This is a genomic window from Streptomyces himastatinicus ATCC 53653 (assembly GCF_000158915.1).
GTDB classification, from domain to species: Bacteria; Actinomycetota; Actinomycetes; order Streptomycetales; family Streptomycetaceae; genus Streptomyces; species Streptomyces himastatinicus.
Genome location: NZ_GG657754.1, coordinates 9,237,763 through 9,250,652, shown reverse-complemented (window position 1 = coordinate 9,250,652; position 12,890 = coordinate 9,237,763). Strand labels below are relative to the sequence as shown.

Genomic DNA, 12,890 nt, shown 5'->3' with positions numbered 1-12,890 from the left:
GCGTAGAGCGGATTGAAGCTGCTCACGGCGTCGCCGAGGACGAGGAATCCGGCGGGCGGTGCGGCGATACGGTCGTATCTGCGGCGCAGCGAGCCGCGGAAGCGGTGCGGCACCGGGTCGTTCAGCGGCTCCGCGTCCCCGGACGATGTCATGGACGTCGCTGACCGGGAGGGTGGCGGCGAACGCCTCGAACCCGGCGTGGTCGGTGGGCGGATGGTCGCCGAGCATCCCGGCGAGGGTGACGTGCCAGCGGTCGCCCTCCAGGGTGATGGCGCCGCCGCCGCGCCACCCGGGCATGGTGGAGACGACGACGGCGAGGTCGCCGTCGAGGTGGCCGGGGCGGCGCCGGTACGTCCGGGAGGCGTAGCCGAGGTCGACGTCGACGCGCTCTTCGGCGGGGCGTTCATGGCCGAGTGCGACGAGCCAGTCGGGGGCCCGGGAGGCGCGTCCGGTGGCGTCCACGACCAGGTCGGCGGGGAGGACGTCGCCGCTGTCGGGGGTGCCTGGTGCCGCGAGGCGGATGCCGGTGATCCGGCCGGGCCCATCGTGTTCCCGTGTCAGGCCCGTCGCGGTGCGGCCGGTCAGCAGGTGGACGCCGGGCAGCCGCACCGTCCGCTCCCGGATGGCGCCCTCCAGCATGGGCCTGCTGGCGAGCAACGTGGTCAGCCCGGTGGAGGCCGGGTGCACCCGCAGCCCGGAGAGGTACCAGCGCGACTCGCGCAGCACCTCGGTGGTGGGCGCGCCGGCCGCCGCGAGCTGCCCGGTCAGGCCCGGGTACAGCTCCTCCATGATCTGGCGGCCGCGCTCCATCAGCCCGTGCAGATGCCTGCTCTGCGGGGCGCCGCGGCGCCAGCCGGTGCCGGGGCTGTCGTCGCGCTCGACGAGCACGACGCGGTCGAAGGAGTCCGCCAGCACCCGGGCGGCCAGCAGCCCGGCGATGCTCGCGCCGATCACCACCGCACGGCGTTCCGACATGCTCCGGCCTCTTTCCCGTGCTCAGTTCTCCGGTGGGGCGGAAACAAATCTCGCCGGATGCGCGGCGGAGAAGCAATGCGCTCGGGTATTTGCCTATCGCGTCATTGGCAGGTGCCCGGAAAACGCATTGGTCGGCGTGGATTCAGGGCGAATTCACCTGGCGCCACGAGTGTGTCGCGCATCGATCGGCCCGCCGTTCCAGGGATACGTTCCATGGAACCGGCCGGGCTTTTGCGGCAACCGGCGGGAGATGACTCCTCAGTGGACACTGCGACCGACAGCGGCGAGACACCGGCCGAGCCGTCCGCGACCGATGTCGCGATGGCCGATCTCTTTCTGCCCACCCATCGTGCCGACCCCTATACCCCGGCCCGGAAACTGCGGGAAGCCGGTCCGGTGCACCGCACTCCGCTGGGTCTGCATCTGCTGACGCGGTACGCGGAGTGCGCCTCGGTGCTCCAGAGCAACGACTGGAGCCACGCCGACGAGGCGGGGCAGCTGCATCCGAGCGTTTCGGCCGAGGAGGCGGCGGAGGAACTGCCGACCTCGTTCCTGTGGATGGACCCGCCGGACCACACCCGGCTGCGCACTCTGGTGTCCAAGGCGTTCACCCCGCGTACGGTGGCGGCGCTGCGCCCGCGGATCGAGCAGTTGGCCACCGAGCTGGTGGACGCGGCACTGAAGGCCGGGGAGTTCGACCTGATCGACCTGATCGCGTATCCGCTGCCGCTCACCGTGGTGTGCGAGCTGGTCGGCGTACCGGCGGCGGACCACAAGGCGGCGCAGCTGTGGTCGCAGGACCTGGCGCGCGGCTTCGACCCGGACGTCCTGATGACGCCGGAGGCTCACGCCGCGCGGAGCACCGCGTCGCGCGAATTCATGCGCTACTTCCGGGAGCTGATCGACCGGCGCCGGGCCGAGCCCGCCGACGACCTGCTCAGCGCGCTGGCCGCGGTGGAGGACCGCGGCGATGTGCTGACCGAGACGGAGCTGCTCACCACGTGTGTCACCACGCTGGTGGCCGGTCATGAGACGACCGTCAACCTGGTCGGCAGCGGGCTGCTGGCCCTGATGCGCAACCCGGACCAGATGGCGCTGCTGCGCGAGCACCCGGAGTATGTGCCGAGCGCGGTGGACGAACTGCTGCGGTACGAGCCTCCGGTGCAGCTGACCACCCGGTCCGCCAAGCGCCCGATGACCCTCGGCGGGCAGCGGATCGAGGAGGGCGAGGGCGTGGTCGTCCACATCGCCGCGGCCAACCGCGACCCGGAGGCGTACCGCGCCCCGGAGCGGCTGGACGTGGCCCGCTTCCACGACCGCATCGCGCCGCCGCCCCGCCATCTCGGCTTCAGCCTCGGCATCCACTACTGCCTGGGCGCGCCGCTGGCGATGCTGGAGATGGAGATCCTGCTGCACGAGCTGATCCGCCGGGGCGTCACCATGGAGGCGCTGACGGACGAGCCGCCGTACAAGCCGAACCTGGTCGTACGGGGACTCTCGGCGCTGCCGGTCCGGTTCGGGGCGTCGTCGTGACCGGGACGGCCGAGACGACCGGGGCCACGGAGGCCACCGGGGCGCTCCCCGCCGAACTGGACGTGTTCCGGCCGGAGCTGCGCGCGAACCCCTTCGACGCGTACCGGCGGTTGCGGGAGACGGGTCGGGTGCACGACACCGGGTTCGGCATTCACCTGGTGCCCCATTACGAGGACTGTTCGGCCGTGCTGGCCGACCCGGACTGGGGGCACGGCTACACCGCGGGCATCAATCCGTTCCGGCCCGGTGTGGACGTCTCCCAGCTGCCGGGGTCGTTTCTGCTGCTCGACCCACCGGAGCACGGTCGGTTGCGCTCGCTGGTGGCCAAGGCGTTCACGAGCCGTGCGGTGGCGGGGCTGCGCCCGCGGATCACCCGCACCGTGGACGGGCTGCTGGACGCGGCGCTGGAGGCCGGTGAGGTCGACCTCGTACAGGCGCTGGCGTATCCCGTACCGCTGATCACGATCTGTGAGCTGCTGGGCGTGCCCGCCGCCGACCGGGAACTGTTCGGCGCCTGGACCGGCGACATCAGCCGGGGGCTCGACCCGGACGCGGTGCTCAGCGCGGAGGAGAAGGCGGCGCGGCAGGTGGCGGTGCGCGCGTTCGACGACTACTTCCACGACCTCATCGAGGCGCGGCGCAAGGCGCCGGGCGAGGATCTGCTGAGTGAGCTGGTGGCCGTCGAGGAGAGCGGCAACCGGCTGTCCGCGAAGGAGATCGCGGACATCGGCGTCCTGCTGCTGATCGCCGGACACGAGACGACGATGAACCTGATCGCGAGCGCGGCCCTGTCCCTGCACCGCAACCCGGCGCAGCGCGGGCTGCTGTGCGAGAACCCGGGGCTGGTGGCGGACGCGGTGGAGGAGTTCCTGCGCTACGACACTCCGGTGCCGTTCCCGACCCGGGTGGCCATGCGCGACACCACGCTGGCGGGGCGGGACATGCCGCGCGGAACCGGGGTGGTGCTGCTGCTGGGGTCGGCCAACCGCGATCCGGAGGTGTTCGCCGACCCGGACACCCTGGAGCTGCGCCGGTTCTCCGGGGGCGGCAGCGCCCAGCGGCGGCAGCTGGCGTTCAGCCATGGGCCGCACTTCTGTCTGGGTGCGCCGATGGCCCGGCTGGAGAGCGAGATCACCCTGCGGCGGCTGTGCGAACGCGCCCCGGAGTTCGCCGTACTGACCGATGAGCCCGACTACCGCCCGAGCGTCTCGATGCGGGGGCCGGCCCGGCTGCCGGTCCGGCTGGCCACGTGACCCAAGGATCTCTCAGGAGGCATTGCAGTGACATCCGCGACGCAGGAGCCCGCCACCACCTCGGTGGAGCGCCGTATCAGTGAGCTGACCGCGCTGCTGGAGAAGGGAATGGCCGAGGGCATCGGGGTCGGTGACTCGCTCGGTGTGATGTGCGCCGAGCTGGGCGAGGGACGGGCGGTGTACACGCTCAAGCCGGGCCCCGCGCAGGCGAACGCCATGCTGACCGTGCACGGCGGGGTGCTGTCGACCCTGATGGACACCGCGATGGGCAGCTCGGTGTTCACCCGGCTGCCGGACGCCACGCTCTACACCACCCTTGAACTCAAGGTGAACTTCGTCCGCCCGGTCGCGCTGGATGACGGCGAGCTGCGCTGCGAGGCGCAGACGGTGCACGTGGGGCGGCGTACCGCCACCGCCGAGGCGCGGGTGTACAACGCGGACGACAAGCTGGTCGCACACGGCATCTGCACCTGTCTGGTGCAGTCCTTCGGCTGATGCGCGGGGCGGGATCAGGGGTGACGGTGGTGTGGGCCGATTTCGGCGGTGTGCTGACCCCGCCGGTCGGCGATGCGCTGCGGCAGGTGGCCGACGCGGCCGGAATCCCGGTGACCGAGCTGCTGGCCGGAATTCGACGGTTGGCCGCCCGGGACGGTACGGACCTGCTGGAGCCGCTGGAGCGCGGGCTGATCTCGCAGCGGGAGTGGGGCCGCCGGCTCACCGCCGAACTGGCCCCGGCGTATGTGCCGCGCGTCGATCTGGGCGATTTCGGCGACTACTGGTACGCGGGCCGACCGCTCAACCGGGACCTCCACGATGCGCTGGTGGCGTTGCGCGGACGGGGGTTCCGGCTGGGCATGCTGACCAACAGCGTGCGCGAGTGGGAGGTCCATCGCGCCGCGATGCTCCCTGATCAGACCGTGTTCGAGCGGGTGATCAAGTCCCATGAGACGGGGCTGCGCAAGCCGGAGCCGGAGATCTACCGGCTCGCCGAGGAGGCGTTCGGCGCCACCCCGCAGGAGTGTCTTCTGATCGACGACACGGAGGCCAACTGTGCCGCCGCCGAAGCATGCGGCTGGCGGGCCGTCCGGCACCGGGACAACGGGAGCACACTGGCGGCGCTGGGCGCGCTGCTCGGGGGGTGAGGCGGTCAAGCCCATGCCATGTCGCCCGGATACTGCCAAGTACGATTCACCGCAGGTTCGTCCAGGACCATCAGCATGTCGGCCATACCTTGCGTGCGGAGGCCGCGATGGAATTCAGACACCTGGTGTCCTTCCTGGCGATTACTGAGGAGCTGCATTTCGGACGTGCGGCAGCGAAGCTGCACCTGACCCAACCCTCGCTCAGCCAGCAACTACAGCGACTGGAGAAGTCCCTCGGCGTCGAACTGGTCGCCCGGACGTCGCACGAGGTGCGACTCACCGAGGCCGGGCGGGCGTTCGAGGTGCAGGCCCGGACGATCGTCGCCCAAGTCGACAAGGCAACCCACACCGCCCGGGAGGCGGCGGCCGGGCGGACCGGCTCGATCAACATCGGCTACAACTTTCCCGCCGGTCAGCACGTCCTGCCGTCGACCCTGACCAAGATGAGCATCGAGTTCCCCGATGTCACCGTCGGGCTGTGCGAGAAGCGGACCGGGCCGCAGCTACGCGCCCTGGCCTCGGGCGATCTGGATGTGGCGCTGGTGTACGGACACCCCGTCACCTCCGAGTTCCGCTACCGGCGGCTGCTCCAGGTACCGCTGGTCGCGGTGGTCGGCCAGGGGCACCGGTGGGCCGGGCGGCCGGGGGTGCCGTTCGCCGAAGTGGCGCACCACGCGTGCATCCTCTTCGCCCGCGACCAGTGTCCGGCGATGTACGACGCGATCCTGGCGGCGGCGCAGCGCTGCGGCATCACCCTCAACGTGGCGCACACCCTGAACGACCCGGGGGCGACGGCGATCGTGGTGTCCATCAAACCGCTGGTGGGTTTCGCGTCGATGTCGCGCGGGCTGTCGGTCGGTTCGGGCACCGGTGGCATCCGTCCGGCGGTGGTCCAGCTGTACGACCCGGTGCCGATGATCGACCTGTGCGCGGTGTGGCGTGCCTCGGACGACAACCCGCTGGTCGACGGGTTCCTGGACTGTGTCGAGGCGGTCCGTCCTTTCGACGCGCCGGGCCTGGTCCGCGGGGAGTCCAAGCTGCTGCGATAGGAAACCTCAACTGCCCGTTCAGAAAATACGCGTTGCCGACCCCCGGCGGGTCATCGAGAATTTTTTCATGTGACGACAATTTCGCATTCCAGGAATGGTCTCGACCTCCCCGACGCACACGGCCTGTTCCACGTTCTGGACAGCGCCGCCGCCACCGACCCGGACCGTATCGCACTGGTCCGCAAAACCGAAACCGAATGGCAGGACATCAGTATCCTGGAATTCACCGAGCAGGTGAATTCCGCGGCCCGGGCGCTGCTCGCGCAAGGCGTGCGTTTCGGTGACCGCGTCGCGATACTCGGCCGCAACTGCTACGAGTGGGTGCTGGCCGACTACGCCGTCCTCAGCATCGGCGCGGTCACCGTCCCGGTCTACCCCACCGCCTCCGGCCACCAGATCCGCCACGTCCTCACCGACTCGGGCGCGGCCTGGGCCTTCGCCGAGACCCCGGAGGACCGGGAGCGGCTGGAGGCGGCCGGGGCCGAGGGGGTGTGGCTGCTGGCCGAGGTGGACCGGTGGAAGGTCACCGGCCGCGAGGAGGAGCTGCGGGAGCGCCGCCGCAAGGTCACCGCCGACGATCTGGCGACGATCGTCTACACCAGCGGCACCACCGGCCTGCCCAAGGGCTGCATGCTCACCCACCGCAACATGTACGCGTCCTCGGCCAACACCGTGGAACAGACCGGCTGGCTGTTCCGGCGCGCGGACGAGGACCCGTCGGCCGGGCAGGCGGCCACGCTGCTCGCCCTGCCGCTGTCCCATGTCTTCGGCCGGACTCTGATGCTGTCCTGCCTGTGCGGCGGCACCCGGACCGCGCTGGTGCCCGGCGTCCCGGAGCTGCTGGCCGAACTTCCGGTGCTCCGGCCGACGTTCCTCGCCCTGGTGCCGTACGCGCTGGAGAAGATCCGCAAGCGCAGCCGCGCCCTGGTCGACCCCGTGGCGGAGGAGACCGCCATCGCGCTGGGCCTGGCGGAGGCCCGCGGGGAGGCCGTCGACCCCGCGCTGGCCATGACGTACCAGGCCCTGGACCAGGACGTGTACGAGCGGCTGCGGGAGAGCTTCGGCGGCCGCTTCCGGTATGTGATCGCGGGCGGGGCGTCGCTGGACGAGACCACCGCGGCCTTCTACGCCGGGGTCGGCGTCACCATCCTCAACTGCTACGGGCTGACCGAGGCGGCGACCGCGGTCACCGTCAACGCGCCGGACACCAACCGGATGGGCACGGTCGGGCGGCCGATCCCGGGCACCACTGTGGGCATCGCCGAGGACGGCGAGGTGCTGGTGCGCGGCGCCAACGTCTCGCCCGGCTACTGGCCCAAGGGCCGGAGGCGGACGGGCGCCCTGGCCGCCCGCGGCGAGCGGCCGTGGCTGCACACCGGCGACCTCGGGCGGCTGGACGACGACGGCCACCTGATCATCACCGGGCGGGCCAAGGAGATCCTGGTGACCAGCGGCGGCAAGAACGTCTCCCCCACCCCGCTGGAGGACCGCGTCCGGCTGCATCCGCTGGTGAGCAACTGCATGGTCATCGGCGAGGGCCGCAGTTACGTCACCGCGCTGGTCACCGTGGACGGGGCGGCGCTGGCGAAGTGGACCGCCGACCGGGAGCCCGCACCCGACGGCGCCGGATGGGCCGAGCACCCCGCGCTGCTCGCCGAGATCGAGACGGCCGTCGCCGACGCCAACTCCCTGGTGTCCCGGGCCGAGTCGATCCGGCGCTTCCGGGTGGTCGAGGGCGACTTCACCGTGGAGGCGGGGCTGCTGACACCGTCGATGAAACTGCGCCGGGCGGCGATCGAGAAAGCCTTCGCCGACGATGTCGACGCGCTCTACCGAGCGGTGCACCAGAGCTGAACCGACCGGCGGGTGAACCGCGCCGCAACAATGGGTTCCTTTCTGCGACGTATTCATTTCCCCGGCGTTTCCGATTCTTTTCTCAGCCCCATCTCCCGCCCCGTCTTCATTGCTCCGGCTAATCGAATGATGGGTTCCCGCTGTTGACGTTGACCGCATTTTCCGGCGGTCGACAGAATCGCTTGTGTCGACATCACCACTGGAGCGATCTCATATGTATGACGTCATTGTTGTGGGTGCGCGCTGCGCCGGTTCGCCGCTGGCCATGCTGCTCGCCCGGCAGGGTCACCGGGTCCTGGTGCTGGAGCGGTCCACGTTCCCCAGCGACACCGTCTCCACCCACTACATCCACCAGGCGGGGCTGTCCCGGCTCCAGGCGTGGGGGCTGCTGGACCGCGTCATCGCCAGCGGGGTTCCGCCGATCCGACAGCTCAACTTCGAGTACACCGGGATCGACATCGCCGGGTTCGCCGACCCGATCGACGGCATCGACGCCGTGTACTGCCCGCGCCGCACGGTGCTGGACGCCATCCTGGTCGACGCCGCCCGGGAGGCCGGCGCCGAGGTGATCGAGGGGTTCACGGTCACCGACGTGCTGTTCGACGGCGACCGGGTGACCGGGGTCAAGGGCCGCGAGGGCGAGGGCCCGGAGCGGGAGTTCCGCGCCACCGTCACGGTCGGCGCCGACGGCCGCAACTCGGTGGTCGCGGACAAGGTGGGCGCCGAGATCTACCGCCGCGTCCCGGCCGCCTGCTTCGTCTACTACTCGTACTACGACGGTCTGGACTGGGGCATGCACCACCGCACCGCCTTCGGCCAGCAGCAGATCGGCACCTGGCCGACCAACGACGGGCAGAACCTGCTGGCCGTCATGCGCAAGAACGACCGGTTCGGCGCCTTCCGGCGTGATGTGGAAGGCAGCTTCCAGGAGGTGTACGACCAGGTCGCCCCCGAACTCGGCGAGGAGCTGCGGGACAGCGGCGTGCGCACCGAGAACTTCCGCCCGATGCGCTACCCGGACAACTACTACCGCACCTCGTACGGCCCGGGCTGGGCGCTGGTCGGCGACGCCGGTTACCACAAGGACCCCTTCACCGGCTGGGGCATCACCGACGCCTTCAAGTACGGCGAACTCCTCGCCGAGCAGCTCCACCTCGGGCTGTCCGGGCAGAGCCCGATGGACGCCGCGCTGGCGGAGTACGTCAAGCTGCGCGACGAGCAGAGCAACGGCACCTTCGAGCTGACGTGCAGCCTGGCCGAGCTGTCCCTGACCCCGTACTACGACTCGGTGTTCCGCGCGGCCAGCCAGAGCCCCTCGTACACCGCGAAGTTCTTCGGCCTGATCGCGGGCGGCATCCACGGCGACGAGTTCTTCGCCCCCCAGGCCCTCGAAGCCCTCTACGAAGAAGTCGGCTTCCCGCAGGACAAGCGCCTGCTCACCCAGGCCTGACCACACCCCATCCCCGGCCGGACCGCCGGCCGGAATGACCGAGAGGACATCTCCCGTGCCGACGATCCGGCTCACCGTGCTCGGCGACAGCTTTGTGGAGGGCAGGGGCGACCCGACGCCCGGTGACGGTTTCCGCGGCTGGGTCTCCCGGTTCGCGGGCGGGCTGAACCTGCCGCGGAAGACCGTGCTGAACCTCGGTATGCACGGCGCCACCACCCAGGCGGTGGTGGACGGCCAGCTGCGCCGCGCGCTGGTCAACAAGGCCCCGCTGACCGGGGTCATCGTCGGGGTCAACGACCTGATCGGCGACTACGACCGGCTGCGTTTCCGGCGCAACCTGCACACCATCTTCAGCTCGCTGGCGGGCGCGGACACCACCGTCCTGACCGCGAGCTACCCCGACATCCCCGGAAACCTGCCGCTCCCCGAGCGCTTCCGCACCCAGATGCGCGAGCGCTTCGCCGAGGCGAACGCGGCGCTGTACGACATCACGCGCGCCACCGGCACGCTCTGCCTGGACATCGGCAGGCTGCCCGAGTGGCGCAATCCCGCGTTCTGGTCCGAGGACGGTCTGCACCCCAGCCCGCTCGGCCACCAGCGGTTCGCCGACTCCATGGCCGAACTGTTCTCCCGCACCACCGGCATGACCGCCTTGAACGCCGCCTGACCGCGGCCCGTCCTCAGTGAGTTTTCCCGGCAGTGAGCTTCCCGGCAGTGAGTTTCTCGGAAGGAAAGACATGAGCGAGGAGTTGGCCGATCGGCGGCTGGCCCGCACCCCGATCGCCATCGTCGGCACATCGGGGCTGTTCCCGATGGCGCGCAACCACCGCGAGTACTGGCAGAACGTCGTGGACGGGACCGACTGCACCCAGGAGGTGCCCGAGTCCCGCTGGCGTCTGGACGACTACTACGACGCCGACCCGGACGCCCCGGACAAGACCTACTCGCGGCGCGGCGCGTTCCTGCCCGACGTGGACTTCAACCCGCTGGAGTTCGGGCTGCCGCCCAACCAGCTCGAAGTCACCAGCACCATGCAGACCCTCAGCCTCGGCGTGGCGCGCGACCTGCTGCTCGACGCGGGCGCGCCCGAGTCCCCCTGGTACGACGCCTCCCGCACCGGTGTGGTGCTGGGCACCACGGGCCCGGTGCCGCTGATGCACCCGCTGGCCGCCCGGCTCTCCACCCCGGTGCTCAAGGAGGTGGTGCGCAGCTGCGGGCTGACCGCTCAGGACGCGTCCGAGATCGCCGAGAAGTACGTCAAGGCGTTCGCCCCCTGGCAGGAGAACTCCTTCCCCGGTCTGCTGGCGAACGTGGTCGCGGGCCGGGTCGCCAACCGGCTGGGGCTGGGCGGCATGAACACCACGGTCGACGCCGCCTGCGCCGCCTCGCTGTCCGCGATCCGGCTGGCGGTGGCGGAACTGGTCGACGGCCGCGCCGACATGATGCTCACCGGCGGCGTGGACACCGAGAACACCATCTTCATCTACATGTGCTTCTCCAAGGTCGGGGCGCTGTCGAAGACGGACACCATCAGCCCGTTCTCCGACGCGGCGGACGGCACCCTGCTCGGCGAGGGCATCGGCATGGTCGCCCTGCGCCGCCTGGACGACGCGCTGCGCGACGGCAACCGGATCTACGCGGTGATCCGCGGTATCGGCTCCTCCAGCGACGGCCGCTCCAAGAGCATCTACGCCCCGCGCGCCGAGGGCCAGCGGGTCGCCCTGGACCGCGCGTACGCCGACGCGGAGGTCTCCCCCGCCACGGTCGAGCTGTTCGAGGCGCATGCCACCGGGACGTCCGTCGGCGACCGTACCGAGCTGAGCGCCCTGGGCGACCTGCTGCGCGACGCCTCCGACGAACCGCACTTCGCGGCACTGGGCAGTGTGAAGTCGCAGATCGGCCACACCAAGGGCGCGGCGGGCACGGCCAGCTTGATGAAGCTCGCGTTCGCGCTGCACAACAAGGTGCTGCCGAGCACCATCAATGTGGACGCGCCGAACGCCGCCATCGACTTCGCCGACGCCCCCTTCTACGTCAACGTCAAGACCCGGCCGTGGATCCTCGACCCGCACCGGCCCCTGCGCCGGGCCGGGGTGTCCGCGATGGGCTTCGGCGGCACCAACTTCCACATCGTGCTGGAGGAGCGGGCGTCGGAGCCGACGGAGCGGCGCGTCCCCCACCGCACCGCGCAGGCGCACCTGTGGCACGCACCGGACCCGGCGGCCCTCCTCGACCTGCTGCGGTCCGGCGCGCCCGCCTCGGACGCGGGTGACATGCCGACCGATCACGCCCGGGTCGGTTTCGCCGCGTCGGACGACGAGACGGTCGCCGACCTGCGCGACATCGCCGTACAGCAGCTGGCGTCCGACCAGGACGCGGAAGAGTGGGCCCATCCGCGCGGCGTGTACTTCCGCCGCAGGGCCGCCGAGAACCTCAAGGTCGGCGCGCTGTTCGCCGGGCAGGGCAGCCAGTACCTCGACATGGGCCTGGACGCGGCGCTGAACGTCCCCGTCGTCGCCGCCGCCTTCGACGAGGCCAACGGACACTTCTCCGGTGCCGCCACCCGGCTCGGCAAGGTCGTCTTCCCGCCGCCGGTGTTCGCCCCGGAGCAGCGCCAGGAGCAGGAGGCCGCACTGCGCCGCACCGAGCACGCACAGCCCGCGATCGGCGCGCTGTCGGTCGGCCAGTTCCGTTACCTGAACGAACTCGGGCTGTCCTGCTCGGCGCTGGCCGGGCACAGCTTCGGCGAGCTGACCGCGCTGTGGGCGGCCGGTTCGCTGTCCGACGAGGACTACTTCACGCTCGCCCGGGCGCGCGGCACGGCCATGGCGCCCACCGGCGACGGCGACACCGGCACCATGGCGGCCGTGCAGGCGGGCGAGGAGCGGGTCACCGAACTCCTCGCGGACTTCCCCGACGTGGTGATCTGCAACCTCAACGCCCCCGACCAGGTGGTCGTCGGCGGCCCGACGGCGGACGTCGAGCGGCTCACCGAGGTGTGCGCGGAGCAGGAGATCAACGCGCGGCTGCTGCCGGTGTCCGCGGCCTTCCACACCCACTACGTCGGCCACGCGGTGGACGCGTTCCGCCCGGCGGTCGAGGCCGCCCGGATCGGGGAGCCCACCGTCCCGGTCCACGCCAACACCCCCGGCGCCACGTACGGGGCCGATACGGGCGCCAACGCGCGGACCCTGGTGCGCCAGCTCCTGGAGCCGGTGGACTTCGTGGCCGCGCTGCGGTCCATGCACGAGTCCGAGGTCACCGTGTTCGTGGAGTTCGGGCCCAAGCAGGTGCTCACCCAGCTGGTGCGCCGCACCCTCGGCGACGACGTGTACGCCATCCCCACCGACGGCGGCCCGCTCGGCGACAGCGACACCGCGCTGAAGCAGGCCGCGGTGCGGCTCGCGGTGCTCGGCGTACCGCTCTCCGGCGTCAACCGGTACGCCGAACCGGCCGTCGAGCCCGCCGAGTCCGGCGGCATGACCATCCCGCTGTCGGCGCCGGAGTACGTACCCGAGGCGCGGGCCGCCGCGTACCAGGAGGCGCTGGACAGCGGCTACCAGGTGCGGCCGCCGGAGCCGGTGGCCGAGGCCGCCCCGGCTCCCTTTTTTTTTGGCCCCCGCCGCCGTTTCCG

The 12,890-nt window shown here is 71.1% G+C and carries 10 protein-coding genes; 9 read left to right on the top strand and 1 reads right to left on the bottom strand.

Features of this window, described 5'->3' with window-relative positions; translation table 11 throughout:
* Positions 1 to 975, bottom strand: a 975-nt coding sequence (locus SSOG_RS39385) for an FAD-dependent oxidoreductase (protein ID WP_009719900.1), incomplete at its 3' end; no start/stop codon positions are given.
* 261 nt (positions 976 to 1,236) lie between these two features.
* Here SSOG_RS39385 and SSOG_RS39380 point away from each other — a divergent pair.
* The 9 genes from SSOG_RS39380 to SSOG_RS39340 form a co-directional block, all read left to right on the top strand.
* Complete coding sequence (locus SSOG_RS39380) at positions 1,237 to 2,508, top strand: cytochrome P450 (protein ID WP_009719899.1); 1,272 nt, start codon at positions 1,237 to 1,239, stop codon at positions 2,506 to 2,508.
* Positions 2,505 to 3,761 (top strand): cytochrome P450, encoded by a 1,257-nt coding sequence (locus SSOG_RS39375; RefSeq protein WP_009719898.1) that lies wholly within the window; start codon positions 2,505 to 2,507, stop codon positions 3,759 to 3,761. Before SSOG_RS39380 ends, SSOG_RS39375 begins: the two co-directional genes overlap by 4 nt.
* A 27-nt stretch (positions 3,762 to 3,788) precedes the next feature.
* Positions 3,789 to 4,256, top strand: coding sequence for a PaaI family thioesterase (locus tag SSOG_RS39370; RefSeq protein WP_009719897.1), 468 nt, complete (start codon positions 3,789 to 3,791; stop codon positions 4,254 to 4,256).
* Between the two features lie 20 nt (positions 4,257 to 4,276).
* On the top strand, positions 4,277 to 4,903 hold the full coding sequence (locus SSOG_RS39365) for an HAD-IA family hydrolase (RefSeq protein ID WP_208867420.1): 627 nt from the start codon (positions 4,277 to 4,279) through the stop codon (positions 4,901 to 4,903).
* A 107-nt stretch (positions 4,904 to 5,010) separates the two neighbouring features.
* Positions 5,011 to 5,952, top strand: a complete 942-nt coding sequence (locus SSOG_RS39360) for a LysR family transcriptional regulator (RefSeq protein ID WP_039939765.1) — start codon at positions 5,011 to 5,013, stop codon at positions 5,950 to 5,952.
* Positions 5,953 to 6,021: 69 nt separating this feature from the next.
* The gene (locus SSOG_RS39355) at positions 6,022 to 7,806 is read left to right on the top strand and encodes an AMP-dependent synthetase/ligase (RefSeq protein ID WP_009719894.1); all 1,785 of its coding nucleotides are present in this window, start codon (positions 6,022 to 6,024) and stop codon (positions 7,804 to 7,806) included.
* Positions 7,807 to 8,020: 214 nt separating this feature from the next.
* Positions 8,021 to 9,256 (top strand): NAD(P)/FAD-dependent oxidoreductase, encoded by a 1,236-nt coding sequence (locus SSOG_RS39350; RefSeq protein ID WP_009719893.1) that lies wholly within the window; start codon positions 8,021 to 8,023, stop codon positions 9,254 to 9,256.
* A 55-nt stretch (positions 9,257 to 9,311) separates the two neighbouring features.
* A complete protein-coding gene (locus tag SSOG_RS39345) occupies positions 9,312 to 9,923 on the top strand; it encodes an SGNH/GDSL hydrolase family protein (RefSeq protein WP_050800113.1) in 612 nt (203 codons plus the stop codon).
* A gap of 70 nt (positions 9,924 to 9,993) precedes the next feature.
* A partial coding sequence (locus tag SSOG_RS39340; RefSeq protein ID WP_154686128.1) for a type I polyketide synthase occupies positions 9,994 to 12,890 on the top strand: 2,897 nt, incomplete at its 3' end.